General features: G+C 56.3%; 13 protein-coding genes. 4 read left to right on the top strand and 9 right to left on the bottom strand.

Features of this window, described 5'->3' with window-relative positions:
* Positions 1–307: 307 nt before the first annotated feature.
* Positions 308–3,430: a transglycosylase domain-containing protein gene (locus tag AC1D1M_RS16730; protein WP_477776495.1), complete on the top strand. Its 3,123-nt coding sequence runs from the start codon at positions 308–310 to the stop codon at positions 3,428–3,430.
* 171 nt (positions 3,431–3,601) lie between these two features.
* Positions 3,602–8,257 (top strand): dermonecrotic toxin domain-containing protein, encoded by a 4,656-nt coding sequence (locus tag AC1D1M_RS16725; protein ID WP_477776494.1) that lies wholly within the window; start codon positions 3,602–3,604, stop codon positions 8,255–8,257.
* 61 nt (positions 8,258–8,318) lie between these two features.
* Here AC1D1M_RS16725 and AC1D1M_RS16720 read toward each other — a convergent pair whose 3' ends face one another.
* From AC1D1M_RS16720 to AC1D1M_RS16695, 6 genes are all read right to left on the bottom strand, one after another.
* Positions 8,319–9,575, bottom strand: coding sequence for a hypothetical protein (locus tag AC1D1M_RS16720; protein ID WP_477776493.1), 1,257 nt, complete (start codon positions 9,573–9,575; stop codon positions 8,319–8,321).
* A gap of 61 nt (positions 9,576–9,636) precedes the next feature.
* A complete protein-coding gene (locus AC1D1M_RS16715) occupies positions 9,637–10,125 on the bottom strand; it encodes a CS1 type fimbrial major subunit (RefSeq protein WP_477776492.1) in 489 nt (162 codons plus the stop codon).
* A 77-nt stretch (positions 10,126–10,202) separates the two neighbouring features.
* Complete coding sequence (locus tag AC1D1M_RS16710; RefSeq protein WP_477776491.1) at positions 10,203–10,943, bottom strand: molecular chaperone; 741 nt, start codon at positions 10,941–10,943, stop codon at positions 10,203–10,205.
* A gap of 59 nt (positions 10,944–11,002) precedes the next feature.
* The gene (locus AC1D1M_RS16705) at positions 11,003–12,286 is read right to left on the bottom strand and encodes a hypothetical protein (protein ID WP_477776490.1); all 1,284 of its coding nucleotides are present in this window, start codon (positions 12,284–12,286) and stop codon (positions 11,003–11,005) included.
* A complete protein-coding gene (locus AC1D1M_RS16700) occupies positions 12,286–14,808 on the bottom strand; it encodes a TcfC E-set like domain-containing protein (RefSeq protein WP_477776489.1) in 2,523 nt (840 codons plus the stop codon). Before AC1D1M_RS16700 ends, AC1D1M_RS16705 begins: the two co-directional genes overlap by 1 nt.
* Positions 14,809–14,917: 109 nt before the next feature.
* Positions 14,918–15,406 (bottom strand): CS1 type fimbrial major subunit, encoded by a 489-nt coding sequence (locus tag AC1D1M_RS16695; RefSeq protein ID WP_477776488.1) that lies wholly within the window; start codon positions 15,404–15,406, stop codon positions 14,918–14,920.
* Positions 15,407–15,907: 501 nt separating this feature from the next.
* Here AC1D1M_RS16695 and AC1D1M_RS16690 point away from each other — a divergent pair.
* Together AC1D1M_RS16690 and AC1D1M_RS16685 are read left to right on the top strand one after the other, a co-directional pair.
* Positions 15,908–16,483, top strand: a complete 576-nt coding sequence (locus tag AC1D1M_RS16690) for a PadR family transcriptional regulator (protein WP_477776487.1) — start codon at positions 15,908–15,910, stop codon at positions 16,481–16,483.
* Positions 16,480–17,262, top strand: a complete 783-nt coding sequence (locus AC1D1M_RS16685; protein ID WP_477776486.1) for a siderophore-interacting protein — start codon at positions 16,480–16,482, stop codon at positions 17,260–17,262. Before AC1D1M_RS16690 ends, AC1D1M_RS16685 begins: the two co-directional genes overlap by 4 nt.
* A 103-nt stretch (positions 17,263–17,365) precedes the next feature.
* Here AC1D1M_RS16685 and AC1D1M_RS16680 read toward each other — a convergent pair whose 3' ends face one another.
* From AC1D1M_RS16680 to AC1D1M_RS16670, 3 genes are read right to left on the bottom strand one after another with little or no spacing between them, the layout of a single operon-like run.
* On the bottom strand, positions 17,366–18,025 hold the full coding sequence (locus tag AC1D1M_RS16680) for a Pr6Pr family membrane protein (RefSeq protein WP_477776485.1): 660 nt from the start codon (positions 18,023–18,025) through the stop codon (positions 17,366–17,368).
* Between the two features lie 2 nt (positions 18,026–18,027).
* A complete protein-coding gene (locus tag AC1D1M_RS16675) occupies positions 18,028–18,258 on the bottom strand; it encodes a VF530 family protein (protein ID WP_007985772.1) in 231 nt (76 codons plus the stop codon).
* Between the two features lie 46 nt (positions 18,259–18,304).
* A complete protein-coding gene (locus AC1D1M_RS16670) occupies positions 18,305–18,508 on the bottom strand; it encodes a hypothetical protein (protein WP_477776484.1) in 204 nt (67 codons plus the stop codon).
* Positions 18,509–18,529: the final 21 nt, after the last annotated feature.

The raw sequence follows: 18,529 nt of genomic DNA, 5'->3' as shown, positions 1-18,529 counted from the left end.
ACTTTCGAAATGGCTCTATTACGGCCATTACAGGCAACTTCCACGCTCCCCCACCCTGCCAGCTGGGGCGAAGGAGATGTCGGATTGCCGAAGTGCTCGTTTGACTGCCCCACCGTTGCGTCAGACACACTGCAAATACGGGACTCTCGACCACAGGAGGCAAGCCCCCTCGCCACAAGTGTTTCAATCAGCCTGATTATCGGAGCGCCCGTGCATCATTTTGCCCTTCACATTTTTTTCACCTTCGCCAACCACCGTCTAAGCTTCAGTGAAGTCCGATCAATCTGCGTGAATGGATCAGTCGACTATGGGCGCTTTGTGGCAAACCGATTCGAGTAAAACCGTGGTTCCGAATGAACGTGAGGATGAAGCGCCTATACCTGAAAAACCCCGTCGTTCCAGGCACGGATGGGGAGCGTTCTGGCTATTGCTGTTGATAATTGCGGTTGTCGTGGGGCTTGCCGCCGCGAGGGAAATGCGTACCTCGAAGTTCCAGGCCCGGGAAGTCAGCAAATACGCCGCGTCCCTGAACTATGAACTCAAACCCGGCCCCAGCGATGCAATTCGCTATCCGGGGGACGGTCCGTTCGATCGACGCCTGGGCTACAGCTCGCTGGATGAATTCCTGCCGCGCCTGATCAAACGCGATTTCGTCGTTGAGGCGCAAACCCGCTTTTCTCCGGCGCTGTTGAAATACAGCGACAAGGGCCTGTTCGTGCCTTATACCGAGAAAATCCAGGCCGGGCTGTCGATCACCGATTGCCGCGCAGCACCGCTGTACCATTACAACTATCCGCAGCAGCTGTATTCAACCTTTGCCTCGATCCCGCCGGTGGTGGTCAACAGCCTGCTGTTCATCGAGAACCGCTTCCTGCTGGATCCCAAGCAACCACTGGCCAACCCGGCGGTGGACTGGCCGCGGTTCGGCATGGCGGCGTGGTCACAGGTGGCCAAGATGTTGCACGTGCCCGGTCAATCGGCCGGTGGCAGTACCCTGGCCACGCAACTGGAGAAGTACCGGCATTCCCCCGATGGTTTGACGGTCAGTGGCGCGGAAAAGATTCGCCAGATGATTTCCGCCACCGTACGCGCCTACCAGGCCGGGCCACAAACCCTCGAAGCCCGGCAGAACGTGGTTCGCGACTACCTCAATAGCGTGCCGCTATCGGCCGTACCGGGCCACGGCGAAGTGCATGGCATGGCTGAGGGCTTGCGCGTGTGGTATGGCTCCGACTTCAACCAGGCCAACGAAGTCCTGACCAGCACTGCGACCGATCCAAAAACCATGGCGGACAAAGGCTTGGCCCTGCGTGAAATGCTGTCGTTGATGATTGCCCAGCGCCGTCCGTCGCATTACCTGACCAAGGGTCACGATGAACTGGCCGACCTCACCGACAGCCATATTCGCCTGCTGGCGCAAAACAGCGTGATCAATGCTCAGCTCGCCGCCGCCGCCCTGGCTAGCAAAGTGACCTACCGCGACTGGGCCACCCAGCCGACCATTCAACCGATCGAAACCAACAAGGGCATCAGTGTCGCGCGCAGCCGCCTGGCCGGCATGCTCAATCGCCCGCTGTATGACCTCGACCGCCTCGACCTGTCCGCCACCAGCACCCTGCAAGGCGAGTTGCAAACCGAGGCCACCGAATACCTGAAAAAACTCGCCGACCCTGCCTTTGCCACGCAGATCGGCCTGATCGGCGAACGTCTTCTGACCACCACCAGCACCACCCAGGTGCGCTACAGCTTTACCTTGTTCGAACTGACCCCGGACGGCTCGCGGGTGCGCGTGCAGACCGACAGCACCGACCAGCCGTTCGACATCAACGAAGGCAGTAAACTGGAACTGGGCTCCACCGCAAAAATGCGCGTGCTGACCACCTACCTGCAAATCATCTCCGAGCTGCACGACAAATACGCCGGCATGGCCGTTCCGGAACTGAAGAAAGTCGACGTGCCGGATCAGGACCGCCTGAGCCGCTGGGCGGTCGATTACCTGATCGAAAACAAGGACCGCGACCTGCAAAAAATGCTCGGCGCAGCCCTGGACCGCAAATACTCCGCCAGCCCCGGCGAAGCGTTTTTCACCGGGGGCGGCCTGCATGTGTTCCACAACTTCCGCAAGGAAGACAACGGCCGGATACCGACCCTGCGCGACGCCCTGCGCGAGTCGATCAACCTGCCGTTCATTCGCCTGATGCGTGACCTGGTGCGCTACACCACCTACTCCGGTCCGAACAGCAGTGCCGAACTGCTCAAGGATGACCGCGACCCGCGGCGTCAGGAATACCTGGCCGAATTCGCCGACCGTGAAGGTAGTTCGTTCCTGCTCAAGTTCTGGAAGAAGTACAAAAACAAGGACACCCAAGACCGGCTCGAGACCTTCCTCGACAGCATGCGCCCGACCCCGATCCGCATGGCCGCCGTGCACCGCTACCTGCTGCCACAGGCCAGTCAGGAAAGCTTCAACGCCTTCGTGCGCTCGCACCTCACAGGTGCCAAGCTCACGGAAAAACTCACTGACGAGCGTCTCGTGCGGCTCTACGAGGCCTACGGTCCCGGCTCCTACGACCTGCCGGACCAGGGCTTCATCGCCAAGGTTCACCCGCTGGACCTGTGGCTGATGGGCTACCTGCTCAATCACCCCGACGCCAAGTGGGGTGAAATCGTCAAAGCCAGCCAGTTCGAACGCCAGGAGGTCTACAGCTGGCTGTTCAAAAGCAGACACAAAGGTGCACGCGACAGTCGCATCCGCACCATGCTGGAAATCGAAGCGTTCCTCGACATACACCAGCGCTGGCAGAAAGTCGGCTATCCGTTCGACCACCTGGTGCCGTCGCTGGCCACCGCCATCGGCAGCTCCGGCGACCGCCCCGCCGCCCTGGCCGAATTGATCGGCACCATCCTCAACGATGGCGTGCGCATGCCGACCCTGCGCATCGACAGCCTGCATTTCGCGGCGAACACGCCCTATGAAACCCAACTGATCAATGACCCCGACGTCGGCAAACGGGTGATGCCGTCCGAGGTGGCGACGGCCATGCGCGAAGCCCTTTCACAAGTGGTGGATGCCGGTACGGCCAAACGTGTTGCCGGCAGCTTCAAGCTGCCCGACGGTACTCCGCTGGCCATGGGCGGCAAGACCGGCACTGGCGACAACCGTATCGAAGCCATCGGCTCCGGCGGGCGGATTCTGAGTTCAAAATCGCTCAACCGTACGGCCACGTTCGTGTTCTACATCGGCGATACCCACTTCGGCACCCTGACGGCGTTCGTGCCGGGCCGCTCGGCGGAGAGCTTCACTTTCACCTCGGCGTTGCCGGTGCAGGTGCTCAAAGGCATGGCACCGATTCTGACGCCGTACCTGCAACCGGGCACCCACACGATGTGCCAACCAACCGCGGTAACCGAGGCAACCGTCCGCCGCTAGGTACCGATCAACAGAGACGCCCGCGTGGCGGTAACTATATATTTTTCACTCCTGGATTTTCCCGGGTTCGGGGCGCAATCGACGTCGTTCCGAACCTGTTTTTGCGCTTTTTTTGCGCACGGTGCCTGCCTAGTCTGATCGCTCCACCCATGATCAACGGACGATCAGGCAATGCCCCACCCACATCGAATTTCAGACTCGCTCGCCAACGACCTGGCGGATCAAAGCATACATTTCAACCTGGTCAGGAAGGCCATTCCTTCCTGGCTGTCAGAGGCTTCAGTGTCTCGTATCACTGCGCTGAAGACTGACCGCGTGAGCATTCCCGACTGGCAGGCGAACGCTGCAAAAGCGCTGCAAGAGCGTTTGAAACAGGGCATCAAACTCGGCTGGACCGCGCAAAACGATGTCGACCGGGCCCTGAGCGAACTGCAGGATGTTTACGCCTTCGCCAAACCCTTGTTGCAACAGGCACTGAAGGAACGTTTCGGCGTTGAAGAGGACGTCGAAGAGACCTGGTTGCGGCTGTATGCACCGGCAAAAACGTCATGGTGGGTGCATGACTTTTCCGGTGGAACCACCAGCCGTACCGTCTCGCTGCTGGATGCCGCCCTGCACAACTTTTCCCGTGACGAGGCGTTCACCCAGGACTCCGAGTTCATCACCCGCCCCAACGCCCGCGGGCATTTCGGCGTCGTGCAGCTCAAGCACAAACTGAGCATCGAGCAGTTCAAATCACTGTGCCGCGAACTGGACATCGGCGCCCGCTACCAACAGCACCTGAACGAATTCCTGCTGCCGCACAACCGGGTGGCCAGTAACGTCCTGCGCCACAAAGTCACCCTCAGCCACAAGGCCACGCTCAACATCGCGGCGCACATGGCGCTGATGAAAAACGACATCGAGCAGGACGCCTTTGATGTGGTGCAGGGCCTGCTCGATGACCGCAAGAACCTGCGCTGGAACGGCCGCTCCGTCGACTGCTACAACCTGACGATGATGGACATTCGCCTGACCGGCATCGTTCTGATCACCCCTGAAGCAAACACTGCGGCCAGCCCGGTTCCCGTGATCGCGTATGTTCCCCATGACCCGCAACACCCGCTCAAACAATACCCGTCGTCGCTCGAATTCATGGCTGAACTGACGCGCCAGTTGCGCGATGCCAGTGCCCCCAGGAGCTACCAACAATTTTTCAGCCAGTTCGTGCCCCATCAGCAGCGCGGACATTTCTTTGCCGGGCTGAACGACCGACTGAGCAAGGTCAAATGGCAACCGGTTGCGCCCGGTTCCAACCTGCCGAGCTGGCGTGAAACGCCGGTGGATAACCCCAACCTGCAATTCAGCCTGTCGAGCATCAGTATCGATCGGGAAACCGTTTTCAACGGCGATCTGTGGGGCTACTTCCACCGGCAAAAAATCAACAAGGTGCTCAACGACGCACGGGACATCGCGATTTCCACCGAGTACGCCGACCGCATGGTCCGCTGGGCCTGGTGGGACAACCTGGAAAAAATGCTCTCGGACATACTCAACGCCGCCCTGCTGGTGGTCACGCCGCTGGTACCCGGCATGGGTGAACTGATGCTGGCGTACACCGCGTATCAGCTGACCGATGCAGTGGTCGAAGGCATAGTCGATCTGGCTGAAGGCCATCTGGCGGAGGCCGGTGAGCAGGCCATCGGCGTGCTGGAAAGCATCATCCAGCTGGGTGTTTTCGCGGCGGGGGGCGCCGTGGGCAACGTCGTACAGGCGAAGCTCTCGCCGTTTTTCGAAAGTCTGAAACCGGTGCAGTTGGCAAATGGTGAGACACGGCTGTGGAACCCTGACCTCAGCCCTTATCAACGAGCCAACGTGGTTTTGCCGGCGGATGCACGGCCTGATGGACAGGGTATTCACCTGCATCATGGCCGGCGAATTTTACGTCTGAACAATCAACACTTCGAAGTGCTGGAAGACCCGGTTACCGGGCAACAGCGCATTCGTCATCCGCAGCGGTTCGATGCCTATGCACCGACTCTGCGACACAACAACCATGGCGCCTGGGTCAGCGAAACGGAGAGCCCGCGCGAGTGGGAAGGCACGACACTGATGCGACGTCTCGGTCACACCACCGACACCTTCAGCGATACACAACTGGAACGGATTCGCCTGATCAGCGGTACGGAAGAAGCCGCGCTGCGCAGGATGCATGTGGAGAATGCTCCGCCGCCGCCGTTGCTGACCGATACCCTGCAACGTCTGGGGGCACCGGTGAATCCGCCTGCCGCGTTATCACCCGAGATCACCTTACTGTTCAGCGACTTCCCCGAGCTGCCTGCCCAAGTTGTGGAAAACATCATGGCGGGCGCAACACCCTCGGAGCTTCAACATATTGAGCGAAAGCTTCGACTCCCCTTGCGTCTCAAAACCCAGGCACGAGAGCTCCAGTTCGAAATGCAATCGGTCCGTGCAGCCCAAGGTCTGTACCTCGACGCATTGAGCAATATCGACACCGAACGCTTGGCGTTGGGAGCGTTGCGACTCCATACAGATATGTTTGGCGACCTGCGCATAGAAATCCGTCAGGGAACACTCGATGGCGAACTTCGCTGCAGTGCCGGGCCCGAGGACGCAACGCAGGTTCGGGTATTGATTCGAGACAACTCGGGGAAATATCAGGTGCGCGATGCCTCGAATCAGTCTATCCACGACGCTGATGTCTTTTTTGAAGCCCTGCTGCATGCCATGGGCAACGAAGGTAAAAGAGCGTTGGGATACAAACCGGGCGATGCCAAGTTTTTCAGGCAGTGGGTCATTGTAAAGTCAGCACCGCCAAGCGAACGCAGGACCGTCCTCGCCACGCCCCCCATCCGACCGATTGTCGAGCATGAAACGATGCTTTTGGTTCGTGGAGGCGGCCTCAGCAAGGAAGGAAAAACACTGCACGAACGAATTCAGGATCTTCATCCGCACTTCAGCGAGGCTGAGGTTGAAGTATTTGCTCAGGCCTTGAGCACTAGAGGTGAGCCGCTCAGGGCGATGGACGAGCAAGAAAAGGATCTCGCAGAGTTACGGGGGATACTCAATCATTGGGAGCACCAGCAACCTTATAGTTCGGTTTCGGACAACCGCGGGTTCCTTGGCGGTGGTGGAAGGCACATCGTCGAACGGCTCATTGACTGTTACGAGCGGAAAAATACAGAGCTCGGTAGCCGCACCGATCCGTACTCCTACTCTCTCGATCTCTCTAGAGAGTTAATGCCGCTGGATCTGGAAACCTGGTGGTCCAAACGTCCAAAATTAAAAAAATATCTCGACAAAGTCACCGTGCTCAAGCTCGACAATACAAGGTTTTCCAGCGAGTTATACGGGATGCTAAAGGACTTTCCAAACCTGCGAGAACTCAATGCCAACCACTGCGAACTGACTCGCCTGCCAGATAGCATCGGTGCCATGCATCGCTTGGAATGTCTGCGATTGAGTTCAAACACTATTACCTTGGACCCGCCCGCTGTCGAGAAACTGAGGAATCTGACTTATCTGGAAACTCTTGAGCTGGACAACAATCCACTAACCATGCTGCCGGATATTGGGCGCATGCCGCGACTAAAGACTGTCGGATTGAGGAACACCGGCATTACTACTTGGCCCATTGGCACTTTTACCAGACGCAGACCTCAGGATTTTGTTTTGGACATGCGGGGCAATCCAATCAATCTAATACCTGAAGTGATTCATCAATCGCCAAGTGCTTGGGTGGTAGGTCTAACACGTCTCGATATCGAGAACTTATCGGCTTCGGACCGCCTCAGGGTTAATCAGATACGTCGATGGTTGGGCCTTCCCAATGAGATAGGTGCGTCGCCTGTTATCGAGATGCCGCCGGCTATATCGATCTGGACCGGTGCTCCCGACGTGAGTCCTGAACGCATCAATCATTGGGAGGAACTGAAACACGAACCCAACTCCGGGCCTTTTCTGTCTATCGTTAACGGGGCAGAGGGCTTTGCTGATTATCGTGCTGGAGGCGAAGCTCGGACACAACTACTGGATCGCCTGTGGCGCATGCTTGATGCCGTCTACATCGACACCCCGCTGAGGGAAAAGCTATTCACAATGGCGAAGGATCCAGTGAGATGTGCCGATGCGGGTGCGCAATTGTTCAACAATATGGGGATTGAGGTACTCGCCTTTGAGGCGCATTCCTACTCCACTAACCCAGAGATACTTGAAAATAAATTAGTGATGCTGGCCAAAGGCTCCGCGCGACTGGAACTGGTAAACGATATCGCCCGGGCCGATATGAACAGCCGTGAAGGCAACCCTGACGAAGTGGAAGTCTACCTGGCTTATCAGACGGGCTTGGCTGAACGTTTGGGCCTGCCTTGGCAATCCGAATCCATGCTTTACCGGCCGGTGTCCGGCGTCACCGATGACATGATCGATAACGCGTACGACACGGTGCTATCCATGGAAAAGGATGACGGCCTGGTTAACAGAATGCTTGAGTTGGACTTCTGGGAACGCTTTCTTCGTGAAACATACACTTCGCAGTTTGAAGAAAACAAACAGCTCTATCTGAGTAAATCAGAGCGGCTCGATACTTTACTAAGCACCCAGCTCGAGTGGGTCAATTCGACGCAATTGACGAAAATCCAACGCATGGACTTGCGAAACAAGCTTTTAGAACTCATGAACGGTTTTTCGATTCAGGAAGACGTAGTGTTTTCCGGAATTCCAATAAGTGAAGACACTTACAATCGACTGCTCATCGACTTGGGAGACGAGGAAAAAGAACTATCAAGACGTTTGACTCGAGAGGCCATGACAAGAGCCAACATTTAAACGATCAATAACTGATACCGCCCCTGAAGAACTCGTAAAATGAGCCTTCAGGGGCGTGCTATCAGATCACTTCCGAGTCCCAGATCACTGTGACATTTCCTGTGTAGGTTTTGGCAACCCCTACACGCAACATCTGTTCGACGTGTTCCTGTGCCACTTCAAAGTGCAGGACTCCCGGCTTTCGATCGACGTATAAACCAGGTTGAAACAATTCAGTGCCACTGCCATCAAGTCGAAGGGGGCGACGATCAACGGGTTGTCCCGCTCCATCCAGCAAGCCGTGTGGCAGTGTCACACTGGTATTTAATGGCACAAGATCGGCAGAGCCCGTGTCGCGCAAAGCGCAGGTGTTACCGGCGATGAACTGACACTCGAGTTGCATTTTGAACCGCGATGAAGCCGAGATATTGAATGTCTGGTCCCGGAACAACCGCACCGGCTTGCGCCCCTGATTCAACCAGGCTTGCCAACCGCCCTGAGGCACCAACTCAATGCGATTACCTCCCGGCGGGACGTCGACTTTTAGCGCATGCATGACATCCAGGGTGAAATTGAGAGTAATGGCATTGTCGTTAGGGATCAGCACATCGCCCATGTCGAAGTCCATTCCCGGACCTGTGGTGTAAGTCAGGGAGCCTTTGTATTCTCCTGAAGACATCCTCAGGGGGTTGGGCGTCCTCAGTTCGTAGACATACTCGACCTGACTGTAGTTGAACCAGGGAATGTCGACAGAAGGTGTTCTGCCACAAGCCCCCGCGCCTTCGGGTATCAGCCAGAAAAAGGGCGACCATGCGACACCGGCAACCCCCGCGTTTACACCGGTACACGGGGCCGGAGCATTTTTCCATTGACTAAACCAACCGACACCGGGTCGGGCCCATGCACTGACCCCCGGAGGTCTCGCCATAGTCCAGCTACCACCAATTCCTGCGATTCGTATCTGAACAGTCTCACTCTCCCCTGTACGACTGTGGAAGACCTCCAAATTCCGCCAACTGGACGGCACACTGAAGGTTGCACCTTGTCTGGGATCGACATGATCGGCAGCAATAGGTTGCGAAGAATTGAATCGCAGGCCGGGTACCCGCAGGCTGAAGATACCCAGACTCTTGCAACGAGCGGGCATCCAAGTGGGGCATACACCCGTTTCCGGGGTTTTATTGACAAACTTGTTAAACATTGGATTTGTCGGATCAGGCACAAACTCCGCCCGAATTTCCTGAACTACCGCATTGGCGAATGGAGCATACAACCCTGTTAAAAAACCTCCCGCCAAGGAAAGCGCAGTCATTACTTTTAGAGAAAAGGATAATTTCATTGTTAACCAACCTGAAATTTAAACGTGACGAAAACGCTCGTCAGTTGCTTCTAGAACAGGATCAAGGAGCACTCGCCTCAAAGATCAGGTGCACACTGCCGTAGTACTCGCCGGGCTTGTAACCGTCATCCGGCTTGACTGCCGCAATCACCAGTTCCACGCGTTTACCGGTTTTGCCGTCCGTTTCCGAAATGACGGGTGCATCATGTACCGTGAGTTTTATTCGGTTGAACTGAACGTCCAAGGCAATGTTGTCAACGTCTCTGCCATTGCTCAAATAAGGCTCCTCACTTAATCGTGCAGTGATCTCGCCATTGCTATTTTTGACATCGAATTGTTTACGCAGCGGGCTTAGTGCCTGCGCGGTCAAATCCCAGCTCAGTTTCTGTTCCCGTCCAATCCAGTCCGGATCAACCGGCAACACATAGAATTCCGCGGTCGGGATGGTGACTGAGACTTCAAAGGTTTCTCGCTCCACGATGGCAAACGCACATGCGCTGGCCAACGTCAGCAACATCATCGAAATGACGGTCATTGAAGTTTTAAACATGTTGATCACCTATTCTTGCACTGCACGCGACTAAAAAGGTTGAAAGCCGAGACACAGCTTCCCTCCCAAATTCAGGATTAACCCTTTACGTCCAGCTTCGTGATTTTGGAACCTTCAACCAAGGTGAAACGGTATTCACGACCGCTCTGCTTATCGAACTTGAAAGTGCGACCCGCCAGGATGTGATGTTTAGTGGTCGGTTGGCATTCCTGTTCGTTCTTCAGCGAACAGTCCTTGAACTCATCGACCACCACCACCGTGTTGCCGTTGTTGCGGATCTGATAGTTATCCGTGCCGTTATCGATCACGCTGTCGAAGCGTGTCGCCTTGGGCCGCACGAAAAACACCGTGCCGTAGCCGGCCAGCACGTTAACCCCGGCCGACAGGCCTTTTTTGTAATCTTCGCGTTCTTCGGTGGACACCGCGAACTCATCTTCTTTCTCCGGTACTACCGGAACGAAGCGCACCCGGAAGTAGCGCTCTTTTTCACGCTCCCCCATGTAGAGAAGTCGCGTACCCTGCATGCCATTGGCCGGCACGATCAACCTGGCCGGACTGGCCATCAGACCGTCGCGGGCGCTAGCGTCGGCCTGAGAGGTCAGCGGGATTTCCCGTGCCTTCCCATCGGCGTCATAGACGATCTCGAGGATATTGACCTTGACGAAGGCGGTGCTGTCGCCACCGTTGAAGACCCGTTTCAGATAGGTGCCTTTATCGCCATCGAGGTAGTCATACACCACCCCGACATTGATCTGCGGCCCGGCTTGAGCCGCCTGAGAAAGCAGATAAAAACCGAATAATGCCAACAGGCGTTTCATAACGTTAAACCTCAATTATTAAACACAACCGAACCGGGCTGTTATGGCCCGAACGCCGCTTAAACTTCCGAATCCCAGATCACCGTGACATTGCCCGAATACTGCTTTGCAGCGCCATCGCTCAACATTTGTTCGACCTGATCCCTGGCGATCTCGAAGTGCAAAGTTCCCGGTTTGCGATCGACATAGAAACCAGCTTGAAACAGCTCGGTACCACTGCCATCGAGCCGTAATGGACGAAGCTTGACCGGTTGTCCGCCGACGTCTGTCAGGCCGTTGGGCAAACTCACGCTGATATTGAGCGGCACAATATGATCGGATTCAGGATCGCGCACAGCGCAGGTATTGCTATCGGAGTATTGGCACTCCAACTGCATCTTGAAGCGGCTCGACGAAGAGATATTAAATGTCTGGTCACGGAACAGCCGCGTGGGCCTACGCCCCTGATTCAGCCATGCCTGCCAGCCGCCTTGAGGTACCAATTCAACCTTATTACCGCCGGGAGGGACTTCAACCTTAAGCAGATGCTGCACTGTAAGGGTAAAGTTGATAACGAGAGAGTCCTCACTAGGCAACATGACATCCCCCATATCAAAATCCTTACCAGGCCCGACGGTGTACTGAATACTGCCCACATAGGTGCCCTGCGACATTTTTAGAGGCTCAGGGGTTTCAAGCTCGTAAGCAAAGTCGAACGTTTTATAGTCAAACCCCGGAATAGTGTAGTTAGGTATTTTATGACACACGCTCCCGGCCGGAGTGAGCCAGAAACTTACATGCTCTCTCTCGCTTGTACTAGCGTATATAGCCCACCGACATGGCGAAGGAGGCTGCGTCCACGACCTTCCTTGCCATAAAAGATTGTGTGATCCATCTGGCGCCCCTACTAGCTCACTTACGTTATGGCTAAGACGATAGCGAATCGAGATACCGGGTATACGCACTTTAACTTCCGCCGTTTCATTGAATCCTTCGCCCCCCACCTTAGTAACGGTCACTGTTCGCCACTGCGCTGGGACGCTGAACATTGCTGCTTCGCGGGGATTCGTTTCATGGGCCAGTATCGGTTTGATTGCGGTGAATGTAATGGGTGTCGTAAAACTGGATATCCCTAAATTCTTACAACTCTGAACGGCAATTTCACAAAACCCGGTGAATTTCGTTGTATTGATAAATTTATTAACAAGCGGATTTGAGGGATCCGGACTGAATTTCGCCTCTATCTCCATAACCGCCGCTTCACCCACCGCCACCAATAATCCAGACAACATCAGGACCGGCACCACAGCATTGAGTGCTTTTTTTATCAGGCGCCTCACACTCGTTTTATACTTCACGCACATCACCCCGCCGCCTCAGTTTTATAAGCCACATCCGCCAACGTATCCGGCGTACAACGCAAATCCCCGATCATCAACACATCGTTCTCATTGCGCGCACTGCCCGGATCAAGTCGGAACTGGCACAACAATTGGTTGCCATAACGCACTTCCAGGGTCGGCGAACCGGCGTTCATTTCCATGGAGAAGAACCCGTCCACTTCACTCACGCCACGACTGGCATGGTTAATGATGTGATGCCCCTTGAGCGGCTTACCCTGGGGGTCGACCAGGCGGCCGAGCACGGTGACGGTTTTGCTGACGGTGATCTTGCGGTACTCCACGCCGCCCTTGTTCAGGTGATAGCTGGAACGGGCCGGCTGTATGTTTGCGGCAGGCACATGATTGCCTTCGAAATCGAAGCTCACCGAACTGCTTTTGTAAGCGGTGATGGGTACGAAGTTACGCCCCGGACGCAGCACTGCACTACCGCCACTCAAGTCGTCGGCGCGCAGGGCGATGCCATCGATGTCCGACTCCACATCGATGATCATGCCGGCGCCATCACGGTGGTACTGGCTGGTCATGACCATCTTGCTCGCGCCGACGGCCACGGTGCTGTCCAGGTTAAGACCGCCGGTGAGGTCGTTGTTGAAAGACGAGCGCTGTATAAAACCGTCGCCGTTGATCAGGTCCGATTGCATCGTTGCCATGGCATTCAAACCGACGCCGTAGGTATCGGTAATGGCCGTGGCCGAGACACTTTGCAGCAGGTGATCCTGAAGGTCTTTGCGATAGCTGATCGACGCGTTGTTATCCCGGCCGCCATCCCGAGCCGTACGGGTACCGATACTGCCGGAGATCTGCTCACCCGGGCCGCCAAGAGCGATGTTGACGCTCAGGTCGATGCCCCGATTTCTGTCGTCACCCGAACTGAAACTGCCGGGTCGGTCGAACAGAGACAACCGCCAGTTAGCATCGCTGCCAAACAGTTGAGTACGCTGGGTCCAGCCAAGATCAACACCTGTACCTTCGGTGTTGCCTTCGCTGTGGGACACCCGGGCATTGACCGAGCTTTTGCTGGTCAACCGATGATTGACCGACAGCGAAGAGTTACTGGTCTGACCGACAAACACATTGCGCTGTCGCACTCGTGTACCGTCCGGCAACGTGTCGTAGAGCCGAGTTGTGTCGAGCCAGCTGCGGTTGTGGCTGGCGACGATGCTGCCGCTGCCATAGGAATAGAGCCCCTGCACGTCGAGGCCGGTGCCGTAGTTCTCGGTCTGGTAGACACTGGCATAGAGGCTGGCATTGTTGACGACCGCCCAGTCGACCGAGGTGCCGTATTGCAAGGCGTCACCCACCTGCCGCCCGCTCAGTCCAAGGATGACCCGTGGATGCAACAGGTAGTTGAACGCCGCACCGGCGGTCACGTCACCGTCGTCCTGCTCATCCCAGTTGCTTAGCACTTTGGATTCACGGCCGGCGAACAGGTTGTAGCGCCAGCGCTCGTCGTGATTGCGCCAATTGCTGGGCTTGTAGACCAGTTCCTGGGTACTGGAGGTGATCTGACCGTCTTCGATCAGACGTACCTCCACTTCATAGATCCCGCCCGGTAGCGGTCGGGTATCAAGGGTCTGTAGCCCGGCGGGCATCGCCTGGGTATTGATCAATAAACCGTCACGGTAGATTTCTACCGAGCCCTGGCGATTGGCGGTGACATAAATCGGATAGACCGCCGGCTTCGGGTTATTGATCGCCAGGCTGTCCGAGCTGCCGTACATGACACCGAATGCCGTGTCAGGGCTGGTGCCAAAGGTGCGCGGCTGTCGGGTCAACCCTTCGGACGAGGGTGTGAAAAGCCCCAGGCGCAGAAAACTGCCCTCCAGTTCGCGCTGAGTGTAAAGCTCATTCACCGAGTGAAAGAGCGTATTGTCTACGCCGCCCAATCGAGACAATTGCATATTGATCGCCTGAGTCCAATTGCCCAGGCTACTACTGGCCTCAAGGCCATAACGCCCACCCAGGTCCTGATTCTGGCCACCGTTGAGGTTCAACTGGTTGCGTACGATCAGCCCGGTGCTGCCGCCTTCAGGCTGCGCATAGTAAAGCTGCGCCTGATCGTCACGTTCGGCGTTTTGCGTGAGAATCGAGACCAGAGAGTTTCCAAGGCTGTAGTGCACGGCAAGCAATTGCTCAGGGCATTTCGTCTGACAACCGCCCAGTGCTACACCTTGTCTCAGATAATTCGACCAAGTGTCGCGTTCGCTGGCTTTGTTCGTACTGTCGCTGACATCAGTGAAGTCAACAAGGGTGATGCGATCGTCGCGGGTTAACACCACCATCGCCTCACCTAGAAACTGCTGATCAAGTTCCACTCGCACCGCCAATGGCACATCAAAGAAATGCTCTTCAAACTCACTAGGCAAACCTTTGGCCTGCGCCAATAAACCTCGTGGTGTATGACCAATATCCGCTGCCGCGGCCAAGGCCGTTGCGCAGAAAAAAAGTGCAAGTGCCGCCGCGATGGGAGTCATCGGGAACATGAACGAAATACTCTAAAGATAAGTGCGTTAAAATCCGGTCGATGGGTAATGATTACCCATCGACCGGTAAGCGCTAACGAATAAAGAACAGCCTTAGTTCATGACCGTGTTACGGAATACGAGGAATGGCATCGAAGATCACGACCGGATTGGCCGTGTAAAGACCCGTTTGAGTGGCCAATGGTTTGGCCGCGGCAATCACCAGATCAGCGCGCATACCGCCGTTGGATTCGGCATCGCCTACCACTTCTTGAGAAGCTCCGGTCAAGGTCACGCCGTTGAAGGTGTAGGTCAGTGCAATGTTGTTGGCACCGTTGAACAGGGGCTGCGCCCCCCCTTCCACATAAGCGCCGACCGAGCCGTTGGTGTGCCGGATATCGTAAGCCGCCCGCAGTGAACTCAGGGTGCCATCGACCAGGTTGTAGCTCATTTGTTCATCTTTACCGAAGTCAGGGTTCACTGGCTGGGCGTGGAATACCTGGCTTGGAATGGTGGCGCTGATATTGATGGAACTGCGCACTTCTTCTGCAGCAAATGCCATCGAAGAGGTCAGTGCCAGAACAGCCAGGGGAGCAGCAAACGCAATTTTCTTGAACATCTTTCAGTACCTGTCATTAAAAAGGATAAGCGCTGAAAGTTCATGATGAACAAAACCGTCACGAGCAGCTATTTGCCCAGCTGAACTTTCAACGCCGAGAGATGATCGAGAAATTTGTCTTGAAAGTAAGCAGGCAAGTTCCTGCAAGTGCGTAGCCAAAGTGCTACTGCCCTTGAAAGAAAAAATCTGAAATAACATAAAAATCAACGTCTAACTGTAAGAGACAGACTACAAACCGCACCTTATAAGCAATGATAAGCAACCACTAACGAAGTTACTTCTGTAAGACCGATACCACAGGTCCCGCAATCAATAGGCGAAAACATAACATTAGAGAGTTAACACTAATTTCAAGTTCTTCACCTGCATTAATACCCACTTTTTTTCGATCTTGACGGGTTTCTCAGGGTGACGCTGGGGACGTCCGCTGGTCGGGCGGTTTTGCCTTTTCGTTAAGATATATCTTACGTTGTATCTAAACACGACGAGAGAAAGCAAAAAATGAGAGACCATCATTCCCCCCACCGCGAACACGGCGACAGCCGTGACAGCTTCGAGAAACGCCCCGTCCGCGAACGCGGCGGCCGCGGGCCCCGGGTGTTTGCCCCCGGCGATCTGAAATTGCTGCTGCCGGCATTGATCGCCGAACAGCCGTGCCATGGTTACGACCTGATCCGCCAGATCGAAGGCATGTTCGAGGGCGCCTACTGCCCCAGCCCCGGCGTGATCTACCCGACCCTGACGTTCCTGGAAGAAAGCGAACTGATCCTCGGCGACGCCGAAGGCGGAAAAAAACGCTACACCATCACCGATGCCGGACGTCTATTCCTGAAAGAGCAAGCCGTTGCACTGGATGGCGTGCGGATGCGCATCGACGTCAGCAAACGTTCGCTGCGCGGCCATGATCGCCCGGCGGAAATCCACGAAGCGGTGCATAACCTGCGCCACGCCCTGCAAATGCACCATGGGCGCTGGAGCCCGGACGAAATCCTGCGGGTCCGTGACCTGCTCAACAACACCGCCAAAGCCATCGTCGACGGCCCCGCCGTTCAACCCGTTCAGGAGAACGCCGAATGACTGAAGTGATCACCACCATTCACCGTGTCATGCACGAAATCAAACGCCGTCGCCTGGAAGTGTTGCGGGTGGTCGACCTGACCCCGCGCATGCGCCGGATTACCTTGGGCGGCCCTGAACTGGCAGGTTTCGTCAGCCTGGGCACGGACGATCACGTCAAACTGTTGTTCCCGCAGAACGCCGAGCAGGCTGCTGCCCTGGAAACCCTGGTGCTGGGCGCCGGCAAGGACAATGGTCCGCTGCCTGAAATGCGCGACTACACCCCGCGCCGCTATGACCTCGATACCCTGGAGCTGGACATCGACTTCGTGCTGCACGGCGACGGCCCGGCCTCGACCTGGGCGGCGCAAGCCCAACCGGGACAGTTCCTGCACATTGGTGGGCCGCGGGGTTCGATGATCGTGCCGGACATCTTCGACAGCTACTTGCTGATCGGCGACGAAACCGCCCTGCCCGCCATCGCCCGGCGCCTCGAAGGCCTGGCGGCGAACCGCCGTGCGTTGGTGATCGTGGAAGTGGAAAACGGCAAGGAGCAGCAAGTGCTGCACAGTGCAGCCGAAGTCAATGTGATCTGGGTGCTGCGCGAAGGCGGCAAGGACCACCTGTTGACCACCGTGCGCCAGGTTCAGGTGCCAACTGGCAGCCTGTACGCGTGGGTGGCGACCGAGAGCAAAGCGTCGCGGCAGATTCGTCGGGTGTTGCTCGATGAGCACGGGCTGGACGAACAGTTCGTCAAGGCGGTTGGGTACTGGAAACTGGGGGACAGCGACGAGGAGTGACGAGCGTCAGGCCCCATCGCGAGCAAGCTCGCTCCCACAAAGGGCGGGTGAACGCAGTTCCAATGTGGGAGCGAGCTTGCTCGCGATGGCGGCGCCTCAGACACTACAAACGCTGACTCTTGGTACGAGACCCAAGCCACCGATCCAGCCCGATCACCAGCAACGCAATCACCACAAACCCCGCCAACAACCCGCCGGCATTGATAAACACCTGTGGATAACCCAGCTTCTCGACATCAATGAACGGGTACGGATAAACCGCCAGCAGATGCCCGCGCAACAGTGAATAGGCGAAATACAGCAGTGGGTAAATCACCCACAGCGCGATATGCCAAACGCGCAATGTGCCCTTGGGCACACAACGCCACCAATACCCCAGAAACAGCAGCGGCACGATGTCGTGCAACAGCTCATCGGCCAGCCATTGCCAGCCCTCGGGATGCCACAAGTGACGCAGCAGCAGGTTGTAGGCCAGGCTCACCACGGCGATGCTCACGGCAATCGCACTGCTGACCCAGGGCTGCAGGAACCAGCGGCGCGCGGCGGACTCGCGGGATGTCCATTCACAGGTCAGCACGGTCGCCACCAGGGTGTTGCTCAGTACGGTGAAATAGCTGAAAAAGCTCATCAGCCCGCCGATCAGGCTGGCGCCCAGCGTCCAGCGTGAATGGAGAATCAGGTACATCTGGATGCTCAATCCCGTCCAGCCAAGCATGGCAGCCACGGCCACAAAATGACGGCGTAACCCAGACGGATTGACCATGTTCAAAGCGGTCGTTTGGTGCGCATCAACTTCACATACAGGCGTTCGACCTTCTCCCGCGCCCACGGGGTTTTACGCAGGAATGTCAGGCTCGACTTGATGCTCGGGTCGCTCTTGAAACAGCGAATATCGATGCGCTCGGCCAGCCCCGACCACTCGTAGTGTTCAACCAGCGCATTGAGGATCTGTTCCAGCGTCACGCCATGCAATGGATCGGTGTTGTGTTCGGTCATGCCGGGCCTTCGAGCAGAGAGGGAATTGGAAGCCGCGCACCTTACGTTAAATGTAGGTGAAACGGAAAAGATCGCAGCCTTCGGCAGCTCCTACATTGGAATCCGTATCCTGCAGGAGCCGCCGCAGGCTGCGATCTTTTGTCACTGTTACCAAATCCGAAACGATGCATGTCAGCAAAAGCACTTTCTCTATTTGTAACAGATCATTATCCTTGCGCCCCGCTGCCTGCTGAAACGCTTCTGCTTTCACTTCACGCCTGCTGCTTTCCGT

Source organism: Pseudomonas sp. P1_F7 (genome assembly GCF_056405655.1).
This window is presented reverse-complemented; position numbering and strand designations above follow the sequence as displayed.

Coding starts and splice junctions, on each gene's coding strand:
- AC1D1M_RS16725 (WP_477776494.1), top strand. CDS start 3,602: ATGCCCCACCCACATCGAATTTCAGACTCGCTCGCCAACGACCTGGCG.
- AC1D1M_RS16700 (WP_477776489.1), bottom strand. CDS start 14,808: ATGTTCCCGATGACTCCCATCGCGGCGGCACTTGCACTTTTTTTCTGC.
- AC1D1M_RS16695 (WP_477776488.1), bottom strand. CDS start 15,406: ATGTTCAAGAAAATTGCGTTTGCTGCTCCCCTGGCTGTTCTGGCACTG.
- AC1D1M_RS16730 (WP_477776495.1), top strand. CDS start 308: ATGGGCGCTTTGTGGCAAACCGATTCGAGTAAAACCGTGGTTCCGAAT.
- AC1D1M_RS16690 (WP_477776487.1), top strand. CDS start 15,908: ATGAGAGACCATCATTCCCCCCACCGCGAACACGGCGACAGCCGTGAC.
- AC1D1M_RS16685 (WP_477776486.1), top strand. CDS start 16,480: ATGACTGAAGTGATCACCACCATTCACCGTGTCATGCACGAAATCAAA.
- AC1D1M_RS16720 (WP_477776493.1), bottom strand. CDS start 9,575: ATGAAATTATCCTTTTCTCTAAAAGTAATGACTGCGCTTTCCTTGGCG.
- AC1D1M_RS16705 (WP_477776490.1), bottom strand. CDS start 12,286: ATGTGCGTGAAGTATAAAACGAGTGTGAGGCGCCTGATAAAAAAAGCA.
- AC1D1M_RS16710 (WP_477776491.1), bottom strand. CDS start 10,943: ATGAAACGCCTGTTGGCATTATTCGGTTTTTATCTGCTTTCTCAGGCG.
- AC1D1M_RS16675 (WP_007985772.1), bottom strand. CDS start 18,258: ATGACCGAACACAACACCGATCCATTGCATGGCGTGACGCTGGAACAG.
- AC1D1M_RS16680 (WP_477776485.1), bottom strand. CDS start 18,025: ATGGTCAATCCGTCTGGGTTACGCCGTCATTTTGTGGCCGTGGCTGCC.
- AC1D1M_RS16715 (WP_477776492.1), bottom strand. CDS start 10,125: ATGTTTAAAACTTCAATGACCGTCATTTCGATGATGTTGCTGACGTTG.